Raw genomic sequence first — 24,772 nt, 5'->3', positions numbered from 1 at the left:
ACTTTGGAGGAATAATGAAACCAATATTTAAAAGAGGAATGAGTCTTTTATTAGGACTCACAATGGCAGTGTCACTTTTCACAGCTACATCATTTACATCAGAGGCAAAAAGCAAAAAGTCAGCTAAGAAAAACATTGTAGTAGTGCTTGATGCAGGTCACGACACTACGCACATGGGCTGTCATTATGAGAATTTTGAGGAGGGCCTGGCCAATCTTTATATCGCCTATTACTGCAAGCAGGAGCTTGAAAAATATAGTGGCGTAACTGTTTACATGACAAGAAACACCCTGGAATGTCCTTACGGTGCGGACCCAGCGTCTGCAACCAAGTGCCTGGCATCCCGCGTGAACTTTGCAAAAAATGCAAAGGCTACAGTGCTTGTCAGCTTACATAATGATTATGATCCAGATTTAGATAAATCACAGAACGGCTCAAAGGTAATCATTCCAAATCCTAATTACAAGCCACAGCTTTGCGTGCAGGGCACACAGCTGGGGCAGTCCATTCTTACACAGCTCGTAGGAACAGGTCTTGCTGTCAATAATTGGAAGCTTTGCCCTAACGGAACAGGTCTTGTTACAAGAGATTCAGCATCTGGTAAATACCCAGATGGCAGCGCCAAGGATTATTACGCTCTCATAAATCAGTCTAAGAGTGTCGGAATCCCATGCATTATCGTAGAGCATGCCTTCTGCACAAATGATTCAGACAGAGTAAATCACCTAAGCACACCTGAGCAGTATCAGCAGCTTGGCGTGGCAGATGCTACAGGTATTGCGAATTACTACGGGCTCAAGTTAAAACAGTAGGAAAAATGGGGGGACGTGTTTTGACTAAACAGCGGATTTTTAACATAATCCAAATCGGAAACAAGGATGATATTACAAGCAGATTTTTTGACGTATTCATCACCATAACAATCACCTTAAACATACTTGTGATGGTGCTGCAGACCTTCAGCCAGCTATCTGCATATTTCCCGATTATGGATGTCATCGCTTTTGTGACTATCATCATATTTTGCATTGAATACGGACTTAGAATTTGGACGGCAGATTTACTGTATCCAAATGTGAGCAAATCGAAGGCAGTATTAAAATTTCTGATTTCCTTTGATGGAATTGTAGATTTGTTTACCATCCTGCCTTTCTTTTTCTTGTCAGGCTTTGTGGCCTTCAGAATCCTAAGGATTATCCGAATCTTTCACCTGTTCAGAATCAACGGCCAGTACGATTCCTTCGCTGTGATTTTTTCGGTTTTGAAGGACAAAAAGAATCAAATTGCATCTTCCATGATAATCGTGCTGATTCTTATGCTAGCCAGCTCCATCGGAGTTTACTACGCTGAACACAACGCTCAGCCACAGGTTTTTGAAAATGCATTTTCAGGAATCTGGTGGTCAGTTTCCACATTGCTTACAGTAGGCTATGGAGACATTTACCCTATAACAGTTATGGGCAGGCTGATGGCTATTCTCACTGCATTTTTTGGAGTGGGGGTGGTGGCTATCCCAACCGGTATCATTAGTGCCGGCTTCGTAGAGCAGTACACCAGGGTGAAGCAGCAGGAAAAATTTGCCAGAGATGAGCAGATTGATATGCTGACTGTAAACATAAATGATGCCCATTGTTGGAAGGGGCTATGCATCTCTGAAATCGGCACACCTCAGCATTTTTTGCCAGCGGTAGTATTTCGTGATAACGAGGCACTGATTCCAGTGGCGGAATTAAAGCTAAAGGTGGGAGATACGGTGGTGCTAGCCGCTGAAGGATATTTTATGAACAATTTTTAAAGTTTAAAAATTTTATTGACATATAGTATGTGAAGATGTACTATGAGGACAACTTAATAAGAGATAGAGGTTGCGAGAAACATTAGTAATCTCATTGATGGGACAGGCCCAAGTGATATGAGATAAAAGGGGATTTCGCCGAAGGAGAGCAGTGACTGTAGTTGCTTGTCCTGGGCATACGGATAATATTCGTATGACTGTCATCGATTGTATTTGTACGAAAGATGGGGAGCTATCATATGTATCGTAAATACGAAGCTACTCATTTTTTAGTGAGTAGCTTTTTTTATTGTTATGTGAGCCAGTAGTAGACAAGCTCTTGGTGTTACTTAAGTGAAGCATTCTAAGCTGAACGTAGTAATACCAAGGCTTGTATATGTAACTGGCGGACTATAGGAGGAGAAAAATGAGTATATTTACTGGCGCAGCTGTAGCGATTGCTACACCATTCAATGAAGACACAACAGTTAACTATGAAAAGCTTGATAATTTGATTGAATATCAGATTAAAAACAGCACTGATGCTATTGTAATCTGTGGTACCACAGGCGAAGCATCCACACTTTCTCACGAAGAGCATATAGATGTAATAAAACACTGTGTGAAAACTGTAAATGGGCGCGTTCCAGTAATTGCAGGTACAGGCTCAAACAGCACAGAGACTGCCATTTATCTTTCTAAAGAGGCTGAGGCAGCAGGGGCAGACGCAGTACTTCTCGTTACCCCATATTACAACAAGGCTACTCAGAATGGATTATATGTACATTTCAAGGATACAGCAGATGCAATCAACATCCCTTGCATCCTCTACAATGTACCTAGCCGTACTGGCTGCAACATTTTGCCAGAAACAGCAGTTAAGCTTGCAAAGGATGTGAAAAACATCGTTGCTATAAAGGAAGCATCTGGAAATATCAGCCAAATTGCAAAGCTTATGCAATTAGCCGATGGATGCTTAGATGTGTATTCAGGAAACGATGATCAAATCGTTCCTATCATGTCACTGGGAGGACTTGGAGTTATATCTGTTCTTTCAAATGTGGCACCAAAGCAGACACACGATTTATGTCAGGCTTGCCTTGATGGAGACTTCAAAAAGGCAGCAAAAATGCAGCTTGAAGCATTACCACTTATCGACAGTCTGTTTTCAGAGGTCAACCCAATCCCTGTAAAGAAGGCACTTAACCTGATGGGATTTGAGGCAGGTCCTCTTAGAAAGCCACTTACCGAAATGGAAGAAGAACATACAAAAATCTTAGAGAGGAACATGAAGATTTATGGAATTTACTAACACTATTTGGTCACTATTGCCACCACTTATTGCTATCGTGCTGGCACTTATTACGAAAGAAGTTTACTCATCACTTTTTGTGGGTATATTATCAGGCGGTTTGCTTTACGCAAGCTTCAACATCACAGGTGCCATGGAGCACATCTTTGTTGATGGAATGATTGGTCAGCTTTCTGACAGCTGGAACGTAGGTATCCTTACCTTCCTGGTTGTTTTGGGAAGCATGGTCATGCTGATGAACAGAGCGGGTGGTTCCGCAGCCTTTGGTAAATGGGCAGTTACCCATGTTAAGACAAAGGCAGGAGCCCAGGTTGCTACAATCATTCTCGGAATGCTTATTTTCATCGATGATTATTTCAACTGCCTTACAGTAGGTTCGGTTATGAGACCTCTTACTGATAAGCACGGCATCTCAAGAGAAAAGCTTGCTTATCTTATCGATGCCACAGCTGCTCCAGTGTGTATCATCGCACCTATTTCATCATGGGCAGCGGCAGTAACAGGCTTCGTAGATGGAGCAAACGGCCTTACACTTTTCATCAGAGCCATCCCTTACAACTTCTACGCATTGCTTACACTTGTAATGATGTTCACCATCACTTACATGAATTTTGACTATAGCTCAATGAATCTTGCAGAGCTTAAGAACATGGCAGAGGCAAAGCATAAAAAGAAAAAGGACGCAGCCAGCCTTACAGGTGCTGAGGATCAGCCACATCCACCAATCTCTGAAAGAGGTAAGGTAGTTCACTTGGTGCTTCCAATTGCAGCTCTTATTATTTGCTGTATTATCGGAATGATTTACACAGGCGGATTTTTCGAAGGCGCTAGCTTCATCGATGCATTCTCAAATTCAGATGCATCAGTTGGACTTGTTTATGGTTCTGTGGTTGCACTTGTAATCACAATCATCTTTTTCCTTGCAACAAGAGTGCTTAGCTTTAACGAATGTATGAATGCTATTCCAGAAGGCTTTAAGAGTATGGTTCCAGCCATCCTTGTTCTTACCTTTGCATGGACACTTAAGTCTATGACAGATTCACTTGGTGCAGCAGAATATGTGGCAGGTATCGTTGCAAATGTTGCTGATAGCAGAGCCCTCATGAGTCTTCTTCCAGCGCTTGTATTTGTAGTTGGTATCTTCCTCGCATTTGCAACAGGTACATCTTGGGGAACCTTTGGTATTCTCATTCCTATCGTTGTAAATGTATTCGGTGGCGACCTTAACAACGAGCTTATGATTATTGCCATTTCAGCATGTATGGCAGGTGCTGTTTGCGGTGACCATTGCTCACCAATTTCAGATACCACAATCATGGCATCAGCCGGTGCTGAATGCGACCACATCCGTCACGTAAGCACACAGCTTCCTTACGCCATAACAGTTGCAGCAGTATCCCTTGTGTCATATATTATTTCAGGCTTTGTTAGAAATTGGGCTATCTGCTTAATCATCGGTATTGCACTTATGATTGGTACATTGCTTGTAATAAAGAACATTTCACAGAAGAAAGTCACAGCCTAATGTGTTAAAATCTCCTTAGAAGTTTTTCTAAGGAGATTTTTTAATGAAGAATATTAAATACTTAGTGCTTGATGTGGATGGCACTCTTACAGATGGACATATATACATGGGCCAGGAGGGTGAGATAATGAAGGCCTTCTCGGCAAAGGATGGCTACGGGATTTGCCATATCGGCATGCCAAATGGAATCATACCTGTCATCATCACTGGTCGTACCAGCAGGATTGTTGAAAATAGAGCTAAGGAGCTGGGCATTACAGAGATTTATCAGGGAGTAGGGGATAAATTTGCAAAGCTTACAGAGATTTTGGAGAAGTCTGGTGTAGAGCTTAACCAGTGTGCATATTGCGGTGACGATATGAACGATTACGATTGCATGAAGCGTATTCAGGAGGCCGGGGGATTGGTAGGCTGTCCTGCAGATGCTTGCGATGAAGTAATTGAGCTTGCAGATTTTGTTTCTAAAAAGGACGGCGGTCGTGGCGCAGTCAGAGAATTTATTGAATGGATGGTAAAATAATGGAGACTAAACGAGAAGGTTTTGAAATTACTGGGACTGGGTTAAAAATTATAGCGGTTATCACAATGCTCATCGACCATTCGGGGGTAGCACTTGTGGCAAATATGATTAGGCAGGGGATTGATCCATTTTCATTTATAGCTATTGACGATTTATATCAATTGATGAGAAATGTCGGCCGAATGGCTTTTCCGATTTATTGCTACATGCTGGTGGAGGGCTTTTTGCACACCCGCAATGTGAAAAAATACATTCTTAGATTATTATCAGTGGCAGTACTTTCTGAGATTCCTTTTGACCTTGTGGCTTGCGGTACGTTTTTTTCTTTCGAGAAAAACAATGTTTTGTGGGAACTGTCACTTGGGCTTATAGTTCTTTATGCTATTAGTGAAATTGAAAAAAAGCAGCTGCAGCCTCAGCTTAGTACATTTTTAAAATGCGCTGCCCTTTTCGTAGGTATGGTTTTTGCAGAGCTCACCAATCTTGATTATGGTCATGGTGGAATATGCTGTATCACTGCAATGTACGTTTTTAGCGGCAAGGATAAATTAAACAGATTGATTGGTTTTGCTACAGGTGTAGCCATTCTTACTCTTTTGTGCGGCAAGAGAGAGCTTTGGGCTTTTTTGATGCTGATTCCTATGTATTATTACGAGGGACACAGGGGCTTTGATAACAAGGCCTTTAGAATGTTCTTTTACTTATTCTACCCAGTTCATCTTTTGATTTTGGCAATCATCACAAATCTTTTTATTTTGTAGTAGACTTATAAAAAGATTTGTGATAGGATATTGAAAGTTTGAGTATATTTAAGGAGGAAATGTATGAGAGAACATGCACCAATCAAAGATGCCTCGACACTAGGCAGACCAAAAATGTTGATTTTAGGGCTTCAGCACTTGTTCGCGATGTTTGGAGCGACTATTTTAGTTCCTATTTTGGTCAACAATTATTTCGAAGGGCAAGGCCTTTCAATTCAAGTCACTTTATTTTTTGCCGGTATTGGTACCTTATTTTTCCATCTTTGTTCAAAGTTCAAAGTTCCCGCTTTTCTTGGTTCATCATTTGCTTTTCTTGGCGGATTTCACACAGTTGCTAATTTAAATACAGGAATTTTCAAAAACATGACAATGGGCGAAAAGCTTCCATACGCATGTGGCGGTATTGTAGTTGCCGGACTTCTTTATCTTGTTCTTGCAGTTGTTATCAAGCTGGTTGGCATTAAGAAGGTTATGAAGTTCTTACCACCTGTTGTTACAGGACCAATTATCATTTGTATCGGACTTTCACTTGCGCCATCTGCAATCACAAATGCTTCGCAGAACTGGCTTCTTGCTATTATAGCTCTTGCAGTAGTTATTATCTTTAATATCTGGGGCAAAGGTATTTTCAAAATCATTCCAATCCTCATGGGTGTTACAATTTCATATGTTTGCGCACTTATCTTCAATGCCTTTGGTATGACAAACGCTGATGGCAGTGCAATATTTGATTTCGCATCAGTTAACCAGGCAGCATGGGTTGGCTTGCCAGATTTCTTCCTCTGCAAGTTTGATATTTCAGCAATCCTTGTTATGGCACCAATCGCTATCGCTACAATGATGGAGCACATTGGTGATATGTCAGCAATCTCTGCTACAGTTGGCGAGGATTTAGTTTCTGACCCAGGTCTTCACCGCACACTTATCGGTGACGGACTTGCAACAGCTCTTTCAGCTATGTTCGGTGGCCCAGCCAACACCACATACGGTGAGAACACAGGCGTACTTGAGCTTTCAAAGGTTCACGATCCAAAGGTAATCAGAATCGCAGCAGTTTATGCAATCGTTCTTTCCTTCATCCCTAAGATGGCTGGTATCATCGGAACAATGCCAAGCGCAATTGTAGGTGGAATCAGCTTCATGCTTTATGGTATGATTAGTGCGATAGGAGTTAGAAATGTTGTTGAGAATAAGGTAGATTTTACACAGTCTAGAAACCTTATCATTGCAGCAGTAATCCTTGTTTCAGGCCTTGGATTTTCTAATGGTCTTACATTTACAGTAGCAGGCACAGATATCACACTTACAAGCCTTGCAATCGCAGCAATCGCAGGTGTGCTTCTTAATGCTATCATCCCAGGTAGAGATTACGAGTACGGTGAACACGATACAGTTGTAATCGCTAGCGAAAAATTTAAAGCAGCAGATAAAAATGCCAGCACAAATTCGTAGAATCTTTTGCTAATATAAAGTTAGCAAGAATTTTAAATATAAGTAATTAATTAGGAGGTATCTAATGGAAAAGTTAGATAATGTAGTAGAGTTAACACATCCTTTACTTCAGCACAAAATCACAATGCTCAGAGATAAGAACACTGGAACAGCAGAGTTCAGAGCTCTTGTAGAAGAAATTGCTATGCTCGAGGCTTTTGAGGCCCTTAATGATTTACAGACAGTTGATATCGAGTGCGAGACACCAATCGAAAAGTGCATGGCACCAGTAATTGCAGGTCGTAAGATGGCAATCGTTCCAATCCTTCGTGCAGGCCTTGGTATGGTTAACGGTATCCAGCAGCTAGTTCCTACAGCAAAGATTGGTCATATCGGTATGTATCGTGATGAGGAGACACATATCCCACACGAGTACTACTGCAAGCTTCCTAGTCCAATCGAGGAGCGTCTTATCGTTGTAACAGATCCTATGCTTGCAACAGGCGGTTCAGCTATCGACGCTATCAGCCTTATCAAGCAGCACGGTGGAAAGCGCATCAAGTTCATGGCTATCATCGCTGCTCCAGAAGGAGTTCGTGCTCTTCACGAGGCACATCCAGACGTTCAGATTTATGTAGGTCACATCGACCGTGAGCTTAACAGCGACGCATACATCTGCCCAGGTCTTGGCGATGCTGGAGATAGAATCTTCGGTACAAAATAATAAAAAACACTTGGAGCATCCAGGCAGGCTATCAAAAACGATAGCTACTGGATGTTCTTTTTTTTATGCTGGAATATTTGCGCAACAACTGCGCAAAAATGTGGGGTTTTAACAAAGATATTTCCAGTAAATCGTTTGTAATGTCAATGGAATTTACGGGATTTAAAGTGCTATATTATCACTTGCAATCGGTTGCAACCAGAAGAAAACTTAAGGGAGGGTATAGAATGAAGAGAAGAAGTGTGTTTGTGCGTGCACTTAGCGCATTTTCTATGGTGTCTGTGGTACTTGCCCAGATGCCAATAGTAGCAAATGCAGAAGAAGAAAAAGAAGAAAAGACTTGGAAGAAGACAGATTATATTGAAAATGGTGATTTTGAGAAGGGTGATTTATCTGGTTGGTCAGTGTCAATGCCAGATGATGATGGCGAAAATGTCGGCTCAAAAATAAAGGTAGATGAATGGGCCAGCAATAATAAAACTAACATTTTTAATTACTGGAATAACAATGCTGATGGGGCAGAGCTTTCTTTGTCTCAGACAATTAAGAATCTACCTGTGGGCTCCTACAAGCTGTCCTTTGAGGCTGATGGTGCAACCAGCCAGTCTGGAATGACAGTCAGCATCGCAGGAGAAGATATCAATGTAGAAACTACAGGCTGGGATTCATGGAGTACATTTACAACAGAGGAATTCACAGTTGAGGATAAAGAGGATATTACCGTTAGCTTCAGTGGAAAAGTTGAAAGTGGCTATTGGGGAGATGTGGACAATTTTGTATTGTACACACTTAAGGACTCTTCAGCAGAGGAACCTGGTCAGGAAGAAACAGAGGAAACTGAACCAGTTGACTCAGAGATAAATGTAGAAAAGGTAGCAGGCTGTGATGACAATTTCATTACAGGTGTGGATGTAAGCTCATATCTATCTGAGAAAAATAGTGGGGTAAAATACTATGATTTCGACGGCAATGAGCTTAGCAATCAGGGTTTCTTTGATTTCTTGCATGATTGTGGAGTCAACTATGTGAGAATCAGAGTTTGGAACGACCCAACAGATGGCAACGGCAATGGCTACGGTGGCGGAAACTGCGACATCGACACTGCTGTCAAAATCGGTAAGTGGGTTACAAATGCTGGCATGAAGGTGCTTATCGACTTCCATTATTCAGATTTCTGGGCAGACCCTGGCAAGCAGACTGCACCAAAGGCTTGGAAATCTATGTCTATCGATGAAAAATCTGAGGCAGTAGAAAAGTACACAAAGGACAGCTTAGACAAGCTTATTGATGCTGGCGTAAATGTTGGCATGGTTCAAATCGGAAACGAAACAAATAACGGAGTGGCTGGAGAAAAGTCATGGGAGAACATGTCAAAAATCTTTTCAGCAGGTAGCAAGGCAGTAAGAACTGTTTCCAAGAATCTTGATAATGACATTTTAGTAGCAGTTCATTTCACAAATCCTGAGACCAGCGGAAGATATGCAGGCTACGCCAAGAAGCTAGACGAATATGGCGTTGACTATGATGTGTTCGCATCATCATATTATCCATATTGGCATGGCACTTTAAGCAATCTTAAAAGTGTTCTTTCTAATATAGCAGACACCTATGACAAGAAGGTCATGGTTGCAGAAACATCTTATGTCCACACACTTAAGGATGGAGATGGTCATACAAATACTGAATACGAAGGCAAGTCTGGAGATGCCCTAAACTTCGACATCTCTGTTCAGGGTCAGGCAGATTCAGTCCGTTCAGTAATCGACACAGTTGCATCAATCGATGATGGTATCGGCGTGTTCTACTGGGAGCCAGCATGGATTCCGGTAAGTGTGTATGATGCAGACGCAGAGGATGCAGCAGATGTGCTTGCTGGCAATAAGGAAGCCTGGGAAAAATACGGCAGTGGATGGGCATCATCTTATGCCGGCGCCTATGATAAGGATGCTAAGGATTGGTACGGCGGTTCCGCAGTAGACAACGAAGCTTGGTTCGACTTCGAGGGCCACGCCCTTGCATCTGCAAAGATTTACAGCTATGTTCGCTCAGGCGCCAAGGCTCCTCTTTCTGTCATCCGAATCGATGTGGAAGCAGTGACAGTGGAGCTTGGTGATGATGTGGTTCTTCCTGAAAATGCATCAGTAGTATATAACGACGGTTCAAAGGTTGATGCTAAGGTTACCTGGGATGAGGCAAAGCTTGCAGAAGCTATGGAAGCTGGCGCTGGCGAATACGAAATCCCTGGAACTGTAGTAGTAAATGATGAAACAAAGGATGTAACTTGTAAGCTTACCATCAACCCTAAGAATCTTCTTGTGAATGGAAGCTTCGAGGATGGCAACAAGGCTTGGACTATCAACGACATCAAAAATGCTGATGGCAACAACGGTGTCTCAATTCAGGCAGATTCTTCAAATGTAAGAACAGGCCAGATGAGCCTTAAGTTCTGGGACAACGAGGAAATCTACTACACGGTAGAACAGAAGGTTACTGTAGATAAAGGCGTTTACAAGCTTGGTGCCTTCGTTGAAGGTGGAGATTGCGGTGACGCAGCTGAGTTCAAGCTTTACGCAGTTGTAGGTGAGAATAATCTTTCAACAGATACAGGCGTAACAGGCTGGCAGAACTGGGCCAACCCAGAGGTCACAGACATTATCGTAAATACGGATTCAACAGAAATCACTGTTGGCGTAAGTGTCAAAGCTGCAGCAGGCGGCTGGGGCGCATGGGATGACTTCTATCTCTACAAAACAGCCGAGGCTTCATCTGAGGAAATCGGCGGAGGCGACGACCCAACTCCAACCCCAGATGAACCTGTAATCGACGACCCAGGCGCAGGCAACCAGGACGACCCAGCAATCGACGACCCTTCTGAGGATGATAACAAGGATTCTGACCACAAGCAGGAAATTGAAAAAGCTGTACAGCAAATCGTTAAGGCTGTAGATACATTCGTAAAGCAGGTTGTCGTTCCAGTTATCAAGGAAATCACCAAGGCTGTTAAGAAACTCTTTGGCTGGTTTAGATGGTAAAAATATGCGGTGGTAATTCCCCTCAGCCGTTAAATTTTTGTGAATTTATTTCAATGGAATTGCAATAATATTCAGACAATTCTATAATTATAGTAAGTTATAGTATCCTGCTGGAAAGTGTCATGGCGGGCCAGTGGGAATAATTGACATTGTGGCGTATGCAACTATTGGGGGAAAGCTTTGGAGCCAATCAACATTGAAAAGGGCAAAAAGTTAATAAACGCAGGGAATGCGGTGGATTGTCTGTATGTAGTTATGAGTGGCACTGTGCGCCAGGACTGGAAAGGGAAGCAGTTACTACTTGGGCCTGGCACGGTGGCAGGGCTTTCTGATGCGCTGAATCATGAGTATGACGCTGATTACACTGCGGCAGAGGATTGCACAGTTATCAAATGTACCTACAAGGGGATGGCTGATTTTGATAGGATTTTCAAGGAACAGCCAGTGTACATATTTGGCTTCGCCAAGGGTTCCTTTAGGCAATGTCGCGATGTATTTAAGATTTACGACGACCTCAAGAAAAAGGTAGATGATTTCACAGATTACTGCCGCGGTATTAATGGTGAATACAGAAAGCAGTGCAGGGCTGTGGGCATGACTCCTGGGGAGATTCCAATGCTTGAGGAGATGGAACCTCTTGAACTGAAGAATGGAATCCTAGATTGGGAGCATGACTACATCGACAGCCTTAATTCTGTTGATAATAAGGAGATAGAAAGTATTTACGGCAAGCGAACAGAAATAGTGAATGGCGTAATTGGAATTAGCTGCGGCTACATGGCTAGGGCGATGGAATGTTCAGAAACCATGGGCTTTTACCTGGAGGAGTTTGCCCCTGTACTTCTTTCATCAGATGAAAATGATTTATTTGATCAGATTTTCAAATTGAGAATATATGCCGCCGAGCGTGGCGCAGACCAGACCAGCATAATCAAGCTGATGAAAATGCTGTACAAGTTTATTTCATCCTCTGGTCTTTATGATAGCGCCCTTGTCAAGCAGCGTTGGAGTGAATATGACAGCCACGATTTCGAGGCTACCGCAGCTGCCTTCGACGAGGCAAAGATGCAAAAGCAGGCTGAGTTCACTCAGACCTTCGAGCACATTTGCGAGTTTGCAGAAATTGATGAGGATAAGACTGCAGAATATAAGCAGCAGATTGCAGAATATCTTGCATTATCAGATAGAGAAGGTAAGGACGATAACGAAAGAAAGGTTAGAAAGAAGGCAGTTGATCTCTTCTACGAGATTTACCAGAAGACCTTCTTTAGAGCATTGGAATTTGAGGCCTACGGCGGTGAGTTGGATACCATCATCAATATGTTCTTGAATTTTGGATATATTGATTATGATGCTATCGGCGATGAGTATACAAATGAGCTGGCAGATATAATGGATAGATTGCCAAGCTTGTGTGAAAGTGACCATTTATTTACCATATACACCTGGCTCAGGGCAGTATACGCAGGCAAGCGGGAGCCTAGTCGAAATGAGCTGGACTTAGATTATAGAGGCTTTGTTTTGGAGGAACGAAAATCAGGAAATATTTCCGAAGCAGATATGCCTCAGTGGATGGCTGATCAGGAGCAGAAGGTTAAGTTCGAGATGAACAATTTCTTCGTATCGGCCAATAGAACTACATCAGGAAAGATGACCTCCTTCTGTCCGGTGCTTACAAAGGAAGATTTTGGCATGGAACCATCCCGAATGTTGCTTACAAATGCCAAGCTTAAGGAGGCAATGGAAAAGATAGAATCTGTGGATTACCAGATATTCCTGCGCGAAGGATTTTACACAGATATGGATGCCAACGTAAAGAGCGAGCCATATCTTAAGCGCGTGGAGCCTGATATTATCCTGCTTCCAAACTGTGGTATGCGTGCCATGATGTGGCAGGAGTGCGGCGGTATCAAGGTGGATTCACCAGGGCGATTTGTATTCCCGATGTTCACCTTCGACGATTTGGACAAGATGATGATTTATTGTTGTGGAGCATTTCGTTGGGAGATTTGCCGAAAGGAGCAGGGTTCACGTTGGAACGATATCGGAAGCGATTGCCTTACCTCTGATTTTTACGATTACTTCACCTTCTATCGAAAGAACAAGGAGCTTTCTGCTGAAAACAAGGAAAAGGTAAAGAGTCTTTTAAAATCCTCCCGCAACAATATGCGTGAGGCCTTTACAAAGCAGTACACTATATGGATAAATTTTGAGGCCCAGGGCAGTATCCGCTTGAACAAGCCGGAACGAAACATTCTGAACAAGCACTGCACCTTCTCCAAGGCATACCGCACAAAGGTTGCCAACCATCCAATGTACGAGCAGCTGATTTCACGCCACGAAATAAAATGCTCCCAGGCTCTCAACCACCTGAAGACCATAATCGACAGAGTGGAAAAGAACGAGGGAGTAGTACCCGACGAGGTAAAACAGGGTATGGAATACTTGAAGATGTAAAAAGAAAGCCTTCCCCTTGAGGGGAAGCTGTCACCGCAGGTGACTGATGAGGTGTGTATCTACAGAGCCCCTCATCCGTCTGCTGCGCATCCACCTTCCCCCCATTTATGGGGGGAAGGCTAATATTATTTCACATCATAATATATTCTAGACTCCGGTGGCACCGATTCAGTAATAAATGTAGAACCTCCAATAATCGAATCATGTCCGATAACAGTATCTCCACCAAGTACTGAAGCATTTGAATAAATAGTTACATTGTCCTCAATGGTAGGATGACGGCGAACTCCTCTAAGGTTCTGGCCACCACGTGTTGAAAGGGCACCAAGTGTAACGCCCTGATAGACCTTAACATTTTTACCGATGACTGTAGTCTCGCCGATTACAATACCAGTGCCGTGGTCGATGAAGAAATATTCGCCGATGGTAGCGCCTGGATGAATATCGATACCAGTGTTAGAGTGAGCATATTCTGTCATGATACGTGGAATGATAGGCACTCCAAGCAGGTACAACTCGTGAGCTAAGCGATAGATGGTGATTGCCATAATACCAGGATATGCAAAAATAATTTCATCTATGCTGGTTGCAGCTGGGTCTCCATCGAAGGCGGCCTGCAAATCTGTATCCAAAAGAGCACGCACATGAGGGATACGCTTAAGGAAGGCAAGTGATAATTCCTCTGCCTTTGTAGAGCAGATTTCATCGCAGCAACCATCAAAATCAGGTCTGTAGCAAAGGATGAGCGCAATCTGCTTGTTCAGGTTGTAAACTACGTCCTCCATAAGTGTGTTTAGATTTGTCTCTACGTTGTAGACCTTGTAAACATGATCACGATAGTAGCCAGGATAAACAATCCTAAGCAGCTTTTTTGTCATGTCGATGATGGAGTCCTTGTTAGGCTGATGATAGGTGTCCATCTTGTCAATGGCCCTGTCTGACTTGTAGTCTTTAATTAACTCATCTGTAATTTCTAGAATTTCTTGTTCAATTTTTTTTCCGTCCATAGTAGTCTCCTATTTAATTGCCTCGCAGATTTCTGCAGTCATTTTAGGCTTATTCATGCAGTAAATGTGAATGTGCCCCATGCCGCAGCGCTTAAGGTCATTAATCTGGTTGATAGCATATTCGATTCCAGCTTTGCGCATATCATCAGGTGTTTCACCATATCTTGCACAGATATCTGCCAGCTTCTTTGGAACAGAGGAACCAGCAAGTGTAACTGTGGAACCAATCTGCTTGGCTGATGTAATTGGCATGATGCCTGCCACGATTGGAACGGTGATGCCCGCATTTTTTGCACGTTCAACGAATCTGTAAAAATCAGTATTATCGAAAAACAGCTGTGATATAAACATCTTCGCACCCATATCCTGCTTCATCTTCATAAATGCGATGTCGCTATCCATTGATATTGCCTCAGGATGCTTTTCCGGATAACAGGATGCGGAAATATCAAGGCTGGTGTTTGTATTTAAGAAATGAATCAAATCGGTAGCGTGTGGAAAAATACGTTTGCTAAATTGTTCCTCAGACATATCCCTTGGTTTATCACCTCTGAGTGCTAAAACGTGATTAACACCTACTTTATTCAGTTCATCGGTGACAGCTAAAATGTCATCAGCTGAAGAGCCAACGCAGGTAAGGTGAGCCATAGCATCTGTATGTAGGGTGTTTTGGATGTAAGAAGCAATCTCTACAGTCTTTTTGGAATTGCTTCCACCGGCACCATAAGTTACACTGATAAAGTCAGGATTAAGAGTTGCGAGTGAATCCAAAATGCTGTAGCAATTTGAAAAATCCGATTCTTTTTTGGGAGGAAAAACCTCAAAGGATAATGATGAATCTCTGTCGAACATGTCTTTTAGCATAAAAATCCTCCTATTTAAATAAGTTTAACAATTCTATCACAGTTTTTAAATAGAAAAATAGTATCATATTCAAGAATAAAATAAAAGCATAAAATAGTGTATAATAAGACATAAATAGGATTTTGGGAGTATTATTTTATGAAGTTGGACGACATCAGGAGTAAGTTAGCTAGGGTTGGCAAAATGCAGTTCGAGGACCACAGAGAGACAGTTAGAGCTCTGGGGTCTGATAGTATGGTGCTGCTTAAAAATAGCGGAATACTGCCAATGACTAGAGGTAAGGTGGCGCTCTTTGGCGCCGGAGCAGTGGACACAATTTATTGCGGATTATTTTTTAATTACGTATATACGGATAGAAATATAAGCGTTAGAGATGGTCTATTGAACAATGGATTTACTTTTTCTACAGATTCTTGGCTGGATAAGATGGATAAGGCCGTCAAGCAGCAGGATAAGAGAGAGAAGGCCTTGCTAAAAAACAAGGACAACTATCCAGGCAAAAAATACGAGGTTGAAGAAGTGCCTATTTCTGCCGCAGACATTGCAGAAGCGGTACTTGGAACAGATACCTGTATTTATGTTGTCAGACATGAGCTTGTGGGCAGCGGCCAGCTTAGAGAGAGTGAATATCATTTTTCAGAGGTTGAGCAGGCAAATCTAAAGCTTGTGATTGATACCTTTGAAAACGTCATTCTTGTTTTAAATACGAATATGTTGGAAATGACACTGCTTTCACGTTCGAAGAATGTTAAGGCTATCCTTTTTATGGGTATTCCTGGCATGGAAGCTGGAAATTCCTTAGCAGATGTTTTGACTGGAGCAGTTAATCCTAGTGGCAGACTTACCGCTACCTGGGCAAAGAAATACAAGGATTATTCAACCTGCTATAGTCCATCAGCCATAAATAAAACCACAAAGAGTAATGAGTTGGACTATAAGGAAGGCATCTACATGGGCTATCGCTATTTCGATACCTTTGATGTTACACCTTTATATCCATTTGGATATGGGCTGAGCTACACCACCTTTGAAATGAAGCTGGAATATCTGGAAGCTAGCTGGATAGCTATTGTGCTTCGAATTAAGGTGATGAATACAGGCGAGCATTCAGGCAGACAGGTGGTCCAGGTATACTGCACGCAGCCTACCGTTAATTTGGATAAGCCACATCAGATACTGGCAGGCTTCGCAAAGACAGGCAAGCTAAAGCCAGGCGAGTACGAGGAAGTTACAATCAAAATCCCTATTATGACAATCTGCTCCTTCTATGAAGAAGAACCTGCATGGGTAATGGAGAAGGGAGATTATCTTTTTAGAATAGGTTCTAATTCAAGGGATACAGTGCTTTGCGGCAAGGTTGTACTTGATAGATTTACCACTATTAAAAAGGTTACAAAAGGCATCGACACAGATAAGCCTATGGAATTTTTGGAGCCTCCTGTCCCTAAGGAAGAAGACACAGGCTTCATTATGGTGGCCTCGTTAAATGGTGATGATTATAATTCTGCAAACAAGTTCGTCACTCAAAAAACAGATATTTCCACTTACGTCCAGGAAGGAAGTAAGTATGTTTCTTATACAAATAATAATGCCTATACAATGCCACAATTTGGTAGAGAGAACGTTAAATACGTTAAGCCTTGTGGAACCTCAACCTTCTTTGATGTTGTAAAAGGAAAGGTTACAGTGGAGGAGTTTGTATCGTCCCTTTCCCCTGAAATAATGGCAAGAATTGTTTCTGGAACAGATGGGGACAGATTAATAAACAACGAATCCAGATTTAAGTTTGATTTTACTATTGATAAATATAAACGCAGAATTTCTGCAAATACTACATCCCAGTTTTCAACCACACTTGGAATTCCTAGTGTAAATATTGCAGATGGACCTTCAGGACTCAGGATAGACCAGGTTCCATGTACCTGCTTCCCATCTCCTATGAATATGGCACAGACCTGGGATATGGGTGCGATGGTTCGAATGGGACGTGCTATTGGCCGAGAAATGGAATTATATGAAATTGACTATATTCTTGCGCCAGCATTAAATGTTCATAGAAATCCAATGAGAAGCCGCGCTTACGAATTCTATTCTGAAGACCCAACCCTGGCAGGCGTCATGGGGGCAGGACTTACTATGGGAATCAAGCGTTATGAAGGTCGCGATGTTATTCTCAAGAATCTGGCTACTTACAATCAAGAGAGCGGTACTGCAGATGTAAACATCAACATCTCTGGTCGTGCGTTTGGAGAGATTTACCTGAGAGCATTTTCTGTCTGCCAATTTATCTGCAGACCAGCGGGCCTGTTAAATTCAGGAAACAGACTAAATGGTGAGTACACATCTTCCATACGTGAGCTTAATACAGACATAGTCAGAAGTGACTGGGGCTTTGATGGACTTGTCATGTCCGATTGGGGTTCCTTATCTGAAAAAGCCTACGATTTGCATGCAGGCTGTGATTTGATTATGCCAGGTTTTGACCCAGATGAAATTCTTAAGTCTATGATGGAGATAGCACCGCAGTTTACTGAAGATGGATATGTTGAGAAGGTGGAAAAGAATTTTGTATATGGGGACCCAATGATTCAGTACTATAAATGGGGTTCGTTTATGCCAAACAAGCATGGCAAGAATCTAATAAAGACAACGGTTGCAGCCAATATCCAACTGAATGAAAACGTTCTGAAATATCAGGAAATGGGAATTTGCAAGATACAGGAGCTTACAAATGGAGATAAGGAAATAACCTACAGAGGAATTAACAGAGGCGCTTATCTTGCACTTGGAGATTTGCAGCAGGCTGTTATCAATATTCTCAACACAATTAAGACCTCAGCATCCATGAAAAAACTCATGGACAGCGCAAACATTTAGTTACACTTCACGGCCCGTGAAAGGTAACAATATTTAACTAAATACAGCTTTAAATTTTAACTCCCCTCGTATACAATATATTATGTAATATTCGCATACGAAGGGAGTTTTATTATGGTAGCGGAGATAATGGCTATAGTCATTTTTTTGGCTATGTTTGTGCTTATTGTATGGGATAGATTCCCAAAGCACTATGTTACATTAGGCTGCGGTGCTCTTACTGGCATTTTTGTTTTCGGTATAGGACTGCGCAGCTCTGAAAGCTTTTTTAAAACACTGGCACTTGGAGGTATCATCAAACCTTCATTTTGGCATGCAGCAGGAGAATCAGCAGAACAGACATCTGGTGTCAATTGGGCCACTATCATTTTCTTATGGGGAATGATGGTAATGGTAGAAGGCATGGCAGAAGCAGGCTTTTTCGATTGGCTTTGCCTGAAGATTGCAAAGCTTGCAAAATTCGAACCAGTTAGAATCTTTGTGGCATTTATGATTCTTGCATCAGTGCTGGCGATGTTCATTGATTCTATTACAGTTATATTATTCTTGGCAGCAGTTACAATCAGACTTGCAAGAACACTTAAGTTTAATCCGGTTCCCGTTATTATGGCAGAAATCTTCTGCGCAAATCTTGGAGGAAGTGCTACAATGTGCGGCGATCCACCAAACATCATTATCGGAACCTCACTTGGATATTCCTTTGCAGATTTCGTAGAAAACACTGGTGCAATCGGTGCTATTTCACTTGTTATAATCATTTTATATTTCTATTTCACAATGAGAAACAGATTGCAGGACCCAGCCGATAAGGTAGACCCAAGCACTATTAATGTTGATATCAGAATCGACAACATGAGGGAATTTATTACTAGCACAATTATCTTCATCATCGCAATCGTACTTCTTGTAACTCATTCAATGACAGGACTTACTGTTGCATTTATTGGAACCTTTATTGCAATCATCACACTTGCCACAGCAGGCCGTAAGGCATTTACACTGCTTAAGAGAGTTGATTACCATACACTGTTATTCTTCATTGGACTATTTATTGTAGTTGGTGGTCTTGAGGAGACAGGGGTACTAGTTGTTATTGCAGATTTTATCGCAAAGATTTCAGGTGGAAATGCTCATCTTATGATAGCTATTATCCTTTGGGTTAGCGCTTTCGCATCAGCATTCATCGACAACATTCCATTCTCAGCTACAATGATTCCTGTAATCAAAACTCTTGCAGCTACTACAGGTGTCGATCTTTCTACTATGGCTTGGACACTTGCAATTGGAACAGATATCGGTGGAAGCATGACACCAATCGGAGCCAGCGCAAATGTTGTTGGTATTTCCACAGCAGGTAAGGAAGGTTATCCAATCAGCTGGGCTACATATTGCAAAGAATTAGTGCCAGGCACAATCATTGTGCTGATGGTATCTATGCTTTGTATTTTCTTCAGATATTTGTAAGAATCTCGACTTATAATCGAAAATCATATAAAATATATGTAGGATAAATACTGAAGGGGGGTAGTTTATGGGGCAATTTATTATTTCAGTAGGTAGAGAATATGGTAGTGGCGGACACGAAATAGCTACCAGGTTAGCAGAAAGGTTCAATGTTCCTCTATATGATCGCAATATGCTTGATCAGATGGCGGAGAAAAACGGAATAGATGCTGAGGATTTACATAAGCACGAGGAAATGAAGCGCCAGGGGCTGACACGTACAGTTCGCGGACATTCTTCAAGTGTACAGGATACCATTGCAAAGCTTCAGTTTGATTTTATCAGGGAGAAGGCTGAAAGCGGAGAAAGCTTTGTTGTAGTTGGACGATGCGCAGAAAATGTTTTGAGGGATCACTCTGCTCTTATATCACTTTTTATCAGAGGTGATGAGGCAGCTAAGACAGAGCGAATTTGCAGGCTGTATAAGCTTAATAAGATTGAAGCAAAAGCTAAGATGTATCGTCATGATAAAAAGCGTAAGGCTTATCATAACTATTATTCGAAGATGAAATGGGGAGACAGCAGAGGATACGATTTCTGTGTGAATAGTTCCTTGATGGGGGTTGAAGCAACTGCGGAGGCACTCTATAAAATGCTTTCCGAGTTTTTGAATAACAAAGAGTAATCAAGAGCAGGCTTCATGCCTGCTCTTTTTGGTCTGCTACAAAGGAGAGGTGTATGTCAGATAAGGGGTTTAAGAACAGTCTGAAAAGACAGATGCTAAAGATGACGTTGATACCGCTTACGCTTATGACGGTGGCCATCGTAGCGGTGAGTGTCAGCATTGTCAGAAAATCTATCACGGACCAGATTCGGAAGGAATTGATAAATGATGCCGATTTGGTGGCCTTCATTTTTGATCAGTACTATGTTGGAGATTTTCGTTTAGTTGAAACTGAAAATGGTGAGGTGGAGATATACAAAGGGGAGCAGCGTTTAAATGGAGAAAACACCCTGATGGCAAAGTTTTCCAAGATGCTGAATATTGAAGTCTCTATCTTTTACGAGGATACCCGAATTCTTACTACCTTAAGTGATGCCGAGGGTAATAGTGCCATGGGCACAAAGGTTGCCACCGTGGTTAAAAATGATGTGTTAGATACGGGCCAGCCTGTTTTTTACGACAATGTAATCGTCTATAACACCAAAAGCTTTGCTTATTACAAACCTTTTACTGGAGCGGATGGTTCTATAATGGGAATGATTGGCGTATGCCGCTCAGGAGAAGATGTAAAGCATCATATCATAAGATACATTCTTCCTGTTATTGGAATATGCATTGTGGTGGCTGTGTTCTTCGGCATCATCATGGTGCGCTTCAATAAAAAGCTGGCAGAAAGAATTTTCAAGATGGACAGGTACATGAACAAGCTCTCAAACGGAGAGTTTGATTCCGAAATGCCTAGAGAGCTTTTGCAGGAAGATGATGAGATAAAGAGTCTTGCCAATGATGGTAAAAAAATGGCAAGGGCTTTGAAAAACTTGGTTGAGTTTGATGCTCTTACCGAGCTTAACAATAGACGTTCCGCCGACAAGAGGCTTGAGGAAATCAGGGTAAAGATGGTGGAAATGGGAATGAAGTATTGTGTCTGCATTGCAGATATCGATTTCTTCAAGAAGGTAAATGATACTTACGGCCACGAAATGGGTGATGAAGTTCTAAGAAAGGTGGCAGGTAAGCTTAAAAAGGGAATGGTTGGAAAAGGCTTTGCGGCTAGATGGGGCGGTGAAGAGTTCCTGCTTATTTTTGATAACAGGGAGCTTGATATCGCAAAACGAGAATTATCTATAATCATGGATGATATTCGTACTATCTATGTGCCTGATACCGACAGACAGATTACAATGAGCTTTGGTCTGACAGCGATGATTCCTGGTGAATCAACAGATGAGGCTCTTAGTCGTGCAGATGCCAATCTGTATGAAGCCAAAGAGGGCGGGCGTAATCAAATTGTGTGCAAGTAGGTTATGTCATGCTATAATGGGCGTAGGTTTTTATTTTGGGGGAATTTATGTTAAAGGTTTTTTTAGTTGAGGACGAGTATTTTGTCCGCGAATCAATCAAGAACAACATTGATTGGAACAGTCATGGTTTTGAATTCTGTGGGGAAGCAGGAGATGGAGAGGTGGCTCTACCTATGATTAGGAAGGAGCTTCCAGATATCGTAATTACGGATATCAAAATGCCATTTATGGATGGTCTTACCTTGTCAAAAATGATTAAGGAGGAGCATTCCTCTACAGAAATCATTTTGCTTACTGGCTACGAGGAGTTTGCCTATGCACAGGAGGCTCTTAATATCGGCGTAGCCCGCTACCTGGGCAAGCCTATCAGCGGCAATAAGCTGTTGGAGGAGCTTGATCAGCTGGGCAACAAAATTAAAGAGAAAAAAGAAGAACTCGCCATTGTAGAAAAGTATGAGCGTGAGATGGAGGAAAAGAATCTTGGGGAGAGACTGGGATTCTTTGATTCACTTGTCACTGGCGGCAGGGACACGGTTTCCCTTATGGGAGAGGCCAGAAAGCTGTCTCTTGATTTATCGGCATTGTGCTACAACATACTTTTACTTAAGGTTTGGTCCGACAGACACGATATGGAGGAATACTCTGGTACCGTTGTTTCCATGGAAGACAGACTTAAGGCTATGGCGGAGGAAAAACATGCTTTGCTTTTCGATCGTCATTTGGAAGGCAAGGCTTTTTTATTTAAGGCAGATTCTGAGGAGCAGATGGATGCTCTTTTAAAGGAATGTATCGAAAGAATGCAGAATATGTTTGATGAAAATCGACATATTCGCTTTTTCGCAGGCATCGGCAAAACTGTTACTCATATCACTGAAATTCCGGAATCCTTTGATAGCGCAGGCCGTGGCTTTGCTCATCGTCATCTGGGAGAATCCAACAAATTCATCTGGGGAAATGAGCATAACACACAGGAAAATGAGGAGTTTTCTTTGTCAGATTTGAATCCAAAGCAGATGGCACATGAGCGTGTTATAGAGTTCCTGCGCCGCGGAGATTGTAATGAGGTTACCTTCTTCGTAGAGGAATTTATTCAGGAGCTGGGGGCTTCCGTAATGAATTCTACTATGTTCCGTCAGTATCTGACTATGGATACATATCTTACTGTAGTGGATTTTGTGGAGAATGAAATCGGCGCCTCAAGGGATGCAATCGACACCTTTGATTCCGATAAATCAATCATGCTAAACAAAGATAATGCAGTAAATTATCTGAAGAAAATTATTGATAAGGCCATCACCCTGCGTGAGGAAAAATCAAAGAGCAGATATCACGATGTGGTTAGAGATGCCATTGCATACATAGAAGATAATTATTCAAATGAAGATTTTTCTTTGAATTCTTTGGCGGCTTACGTGAATTTTTCGCCTAATCATCTTAGTGCAGTTTTCCGTCAGCAGACTGGCCAGCCATTTATAAAATACTTAACAGACTATCGAATTACCAAGGCTAAGGAATTGCTTCGCTGCACCAGCAAAAAGAGCAGTGAAATCGCAGGACTTGTGGGCTACAAGGATGCCCATTATTTCTCTTATGCCTTTAAAAAGACTCAGGGGATGACTCCTACACAATACAGAGGAACTGCAAAAGAGGAATCCAAATGAGAAAAAAGAGTAGTGAGAGGGAGCAAGGTAAGCTAGCCCTACAAATTAGAATTTCCTATTTATTTCTTTTGATTCCAATAGTCTTCTTTTTGGTTTATGTATTTTATAACTTGTGGCAGACAAATGAGAGATATGAAAAAATGCTGAACTCGGTGGTGACGGCCAGCGAGTTCAGCTTGGATTTTAAAAATGATTACGACTATGAAACCTATCTGCTTATTGTAGGAAATAAAACAGCCGAAGATTCAAGGCTTCAAAGCCTGCTTACAGATGCAAGGCGAGTAGTTAACGAATTAGAGCAATACACAGATACCAGAGATAATCGTAAAAGACTAGAGAGCGCAGAAAAATATCTAGATAATCTAGAGACCTATAATCAGCGAATCGAGACCAATCTTAAAAGCGAAGGTCGCTACGAAGAAAATATGGTCATCTGGGAAAATGATGTGCAAATAGTAACGGGGCTGGTTCAGGACACTATTAACGAATACATCTATTACGAAAACCGAGAACTTCAAACCGCTCAGGAGAATAACAGAGCTCATGTAATCAACTTTATCAGAATTGCGATTTGCACTTTTATGATTATCGTATCTGTCCTGGTAGTTTACTCAATTTTTGTGCCAATTTCTATTACGGAGCCAATTGAAAAACAGGTAAGAGCGGAACAGAGGCAACTTAGAAAGGCTGAATTTGAATTACTTCAGGCACAGATTAATCCACATTTTTTGTACAATACCTTGGATGCCATCGTGTGGTCTGCGGAAGCAGGTAATCAGAAGCAGGTAATTGCAATGGTTGGAAGCTTGTCGGATTTCTTTAGAACATCTTTAAATCGAGGCAAGGAAATTGTCACGGTGCGAGAGGATATTCAGCATGTTCGTAGTTATCTTGAAATTCAGCAGATTAGATATTTAGATATTTTACAGTACGAGATAAATGTTCCAGAGGAGCTTTACGATTTTAAGGTTCCAAAAATCACTCTCCAGCCACTTGTGGAAAACGCCCTTTACCATGGTATAAAAAATAAACGTGGTGGTGGAAAAATCATCCTTACTGGATGGGAGCAGGTGGATTCCTACTATCTTCAGGTGGAGGATAACGGAATTGGAATGACTGAAGAAAGGCTGGAAGCAATACGAAAAGCCCTTGCAGATAAGACTCCTGCGGAAAGCGTGCTTTATGGAATGTACAACGTAAATGAACGTATTCGCTTGAATCTAGGGGAGGAATTTGGACTATCTATTGAAAGCACATACGGGGAAGGTACAAAAGTTATCCTTCGTCTCCCAAAAAATTCTACTGAAATCGTAGAAAATCAAACTTCGTAAAAATTGGAATAAAAAATCAAACAAATAA

The 24,772-nt window shown here is 41.8% G+C and carries 18 protein-coding genes and 1 riboswitch; of the genes, 16 read left to right on the top strand and 2 right to left on the bottom strand.

The window, feature by feature from the left end; translation table 11 throughout:
* Window positions 1-14 precede the first annotated feature (14 nt).
* From BM097_RS06975 to BM097_RS06930, 10 genes are all read left to right on the top strand, one after another.
* The gene (locus BM097_RS06975) at window positions 15-812 is read left to right on the top strand and encodes an N-acetylmuramoyl-L-alanine amidase (RefSeq protein ID WP_090547333.1); all 798 of its coding nucleotides are present in this window, start codon (window positions 15-17) and stop codon (window positions 810-812) included.
* Between the two features lie 20 nt (window positions 813-832).
* Window positions 833-1,795, top strand: a complete 963-nt coding sequence (locus tag BM097_RS06970) for an ion transporter (RefSeq protein WP_330389590.1) — start codon at window positions 833-835, stop codon at window positions 1,793-1,795.
* A gap of 56 nt (window positions 1,796-1,851) precedes the next feature.
* Window positions 1,852-2,038, top strand: a riboswitch (Lysine riboswitch).
* Window positions 2,039-2,201: 163 nt separating this feature from the next.
* Window positions 2,202-3,086 carry a 4-hydroxy-tetrahydrodipicolinate synthase gene (gene dapA / locus BM097_RS06965; RefSeq protein WP_090547331.1) on the top strand — a complete coding sequence of 295 codons (885 nt, stop codon included), beginning with the start codon at window positions 2,202-2,204 and terminating at the stop codon, window positions 3,084-3,086.
* Entirely contained in the window at window positions 3,073-4,611 is a 1,539-nt protein-coding gene (locus BM097_RS06960; RefSeq protein WP_090547330.1) for a Na+/H+ antiporter NhaC family protein, read from the top strand. The genes dapA and BM097_RS06960 overlap by 14 nt, the downstream gene beginning before the upstream one ends.
* A gap of 43 nt (window positions 4,612-4,654) precedes the next feature.
* The gene (locus BM097_RS06955) at window positions 4,655-5,131 is read left to right on the top strand and encodes a KdsC family phosphatase (protein WP_090547327.1); all 477 of its coding nucleotides are present in this window, start codon (window positions 4,655-4,657) and stop codon (window positions 5,129-5,131) included.
* A complete protein-coding gene (locus BM097_RS06950) occupies window positions 5,131-5,892 on the top strand; it encodes a TraX family protein (protein ID WP_177197393.1) in 762 nt (253 codons plus the stop codon). Before BM097_RS06955 ends, BM097_RS06950 begins: the two co-directional genes overlap by 1 nt.
* Before the next feature lie 63 nt (window positions 5,893-5,955).
* Window positions 5,956-7,344, top strand: a complete 1,389-nt coding sequence (locus BM097_RS06945; protein ID WP_242944674.1) for a uracil-xanthine permease family protein — start codon at window positions 5,956-5,958, stop codon at window positions 7,342-7,344.
* A 64-nt stretch (window positions 7,345-7,408) separates the two neighbouring features.
* Window positions 7,409-8,047 (top strand): uracil phosphoribosyltransferase, encoded by a 639-nt coding sequence (upp, locus tag BM097_RS06940; RefSeq protein ID WP_028242216.1) that lies wholly within the window; start codon window positions 7,409-7,411, stop codon window positions 8,045-8,047.
* Window positions 8,048-8,274: 227 nt separating this feature from the next.
* On the top strand, window positions 8,275-11,079 hold the full coding sequence (locus tag BM097_RS06935; protein ID WP_090547321.1) for a glycosyl hydrolase 53 family protein: 2,805 nt from the start codon (window positions 8,275-8,277) through the stop codon (window positions 11,077-11,079).
* A gap of 180 nt (window positions 11,080-11,259) precedes the next feature.
* Entirely contained in the window at window positions 11,260-13,536 is a 2,277-nt protein-coding gene (locus BM097_RS06930; protein ID WP_090547317.1) for a cyclic nucleotide-binding domain-containing protein, read from the top strand.
* A 125-nt stretch (window positions 13,537-13,661) separates the two neighbouring features.
* Here the strand turns inward: BM097_RS06930 and BM097_RS06925 are convergent, their stop codons facing one another.
* Both BM097_RS06925 and metF read right to left on the bottom strand, forming a co-directional pair.
* The gene (locus BM097_RS06925; RefSeq protein WP_090547314.1) at window positions 13,662-14,543 is read right to left on the bottom strand and encodes a serine O-acetyltransferase; all 882 of its coding nucleotides are present in this window, start codon (window positions 14,541-14,543) and stop codon (window positions 13,662-13,664) included.
* Between the two features lie 9 nt (window positions 14,544-14,552).
* Complete coding sequence (metF, locus tag BM097_RS06920; protein WP_090547311.1) at window positions 14,553-15,407, bottom strand: methylenetetrahydrofolate reductase [NAD(P)H]; 855 nt, start codon at window positions 15,405-15,407, stop codon at window positions 14,553-14,555.
* A 138-nt stretch (window positions 15,408-15,545) separates the two neighbouring features.
* Here metF and BM097_RS06915 point away from each other — a divergent pair, with 138 nt between their 5' ends.
* From BM097_RS06915 to BM097_RS06890, 6 genes are all read left to right on the top strand, one after another.
* Window positions 15,546-18,284, top strand: coding sequence for a glycoside hydrolase family 3 protein (locus tag BM097_RS06915; protein WP_090547308.1), 2,739 nt, complete (start codon window positions 15,546-15,548; stop codon window positions 18,282-18,284).
* Between the two features lie 114 nt (window positions 18,285-18,398).
* On the top strand, window positions 18,399-19,748 hold the full coding sequence (locus BM097_RS06910) for an ArsB/NhaD family transporter (protein WP_090547305.1): 1,350 nt from the start codon (window positions 18,399-18,401) through the stop codon (window positions 19,746-19,748).
* A gap of 67 nt (window positions 19,749-19,815) precedes the next feature.
* Window positions 19,816-20,412: a cytidylate kinase-like family protein gene (locus BM097_RS06905; protein ID WP_090547302.1), complete on the top strand. Its 597-nt coding sequence runs from the start codon at window positions 19,816-19,818 to the stop codon at window positions 20,410-20,412.
* Window positions 20,413-20,465: 53 nt separating this feature from the next.
* On the top strand, window positions 20,466-21,752 hold the full coding sequence (locus BM097_RS06900) for a diguanylate cyclase domain-containing protein (RefSeq protein ID WP_090547298.1): 1,287 nt from the start codon (window positions 20,466-20,468) through the stop codon (window positions 21,750-21,752).
* Between the two features lie 47 nt (window positions 21,753-21,799).
* The gene (locus BM097_RS06895; protein WP_090547295.1) at window positions 21,800-23,413 is read left to right on the top strand and encodes a response regulator; all 1,614 of its coding nucleotides are present in this window, start codon (window positions 21,800-21,802) and stop codon (window positions 23,411-23,413) included.
* The gene (locus BM097_RS06890; RefSeq protein WP_090547292.1) at window positions 23,410-24,744 is read left to right on the top strand and encodes a sensor histidine kinase; all 1,335 of its coding nucleotides are present in this window, start codon (window positions 23,410-23,412) and stop codon (window positions 24,742-24,744) included. Before BM097_RS06895 ends, BM097_RS06890 begins: the two co-directional genes overlap by 4 nt.
* Window positions 24,745-24,772 lie beyond the last annotated feature (28 nt).

The sequence above is a fragment of the Pseudobutyrivibrio sp. OR37 genome (genome assembly GCF_900113655.1).
Taxonomy (GTDB): domain Bacteria; phylum Bacillota; class Clostridia; order Lachnospirales; family Lachnospiraceae; genus Pseudobutyrivibrio.
The sequence above is the reverse complement of the archived record's forward strand: the minus strand, read 5'-3'. Positions and strand labels throughout refer to the sequence as shown.

Coding starts and splice junctions, on each gene's coding strand:
- BM097_RS06905 (WP_090547302.1), top strand. CDS start 19,816: ATGGGGCAATTTATTATTTCAGTAGGTAGAGAATATGGTAGTGGCGGA.
- BM097_RS06935 (WP_090547321.1), top strand. CDS start 8,275: ATGAAGAGAAGAAGTGTGTTTGTGCGTGCACTTAGCGCATTTTCTATG.
- BM097_RS06895 (WP_090547295.1), top strand. CDS start 21,800: ATGTTAAAGGTTTTTTTAGTTGAGGACGAGTATTTTGTCCGCGAATCA.
- BM097_RS06955 (WP_090547327.1), top strand. CDS start 4,655: ATGAAGAATATTAAATACTTAGTGCTTGATGTGGATGGCACTCTTACA.
- BM097_RS06960 (WP_090547330.1), top strand. CDS start 3,073: ATGGAATTTACTAACACTATTTGGTCACTATTGCCACCACTTATTGCT.
- BM097_RS06915 (WP_090547308.1), top strand. CDS start 15,546: ATGAAGTTGGACGACATCAGGAGTAAGTTAGCTAGGGTTGGCAAAATG.
- BM097_RS06900 (WP_090547298.1), top strand. CDS start 20,466: ATGTCAGATAAGGGGTTTAAGAACAGTCTGAAAAGACAGATGCTAAAG.
- BM097_RS06925 (WP_090547314.1), bottom strand. CDS start 14,543: ATGGACGGAAAAAAAATTGAACAAGAAATTCTAGAAATTACAGATGAG.
- BM097_RS06890 (WP_090547292.1), top strand. CDS start 23,410: ATGAGAAAAAAGAGTAGTGAGAGGGAGCAAGGTAAGCTAGCCCTACAA.
- BM097_RS06945 (WP_242944674.1), top strand. CDS start 5,956: ATGAGAGAACATGCACCAATCAAAGATGCCTCGACACTAGGCAGACCA.
- BM097_RS06910 (WP_090547305.1), top strand. CDS start 18,399: ATGGTAGCGGAGATAATGGCTATAGTCATTTTTTTGGCTATGTTTGTG.
- metF (WP_090547311.1), bottom strand. CDS start 15,407: ATGCTAAAAGACATGTTCGACAGAGATTCATCATTATCCTTTGAGGTT.
- BM097_RS06950 (WP_177197393.1), top strand. CDS start 5,131: ATGGAGACTAAACGAGAAGGTTTTGAAATTACTGGGACTGGGTTAAAA.
- BM097_RS06975 (WP_090547333.1), top strand. CDS start 15: ATGAAACCAATATTTAAAAGAGGAATGAGTCTTTTATTAGGACTCACA.
- dapA (WP_090547331.1), top strand. CDS start 2,202: ATGAGTATATTTACTGGCGCAGCTGTAGCGATTGCTACACCATTCAAT.
- upp (WP_028242216.1), top strand. CDS start 7,409: ATGGAAAAGTTAGATAATGTAGTAGAGTTAACACATCCTTTACTTCAG.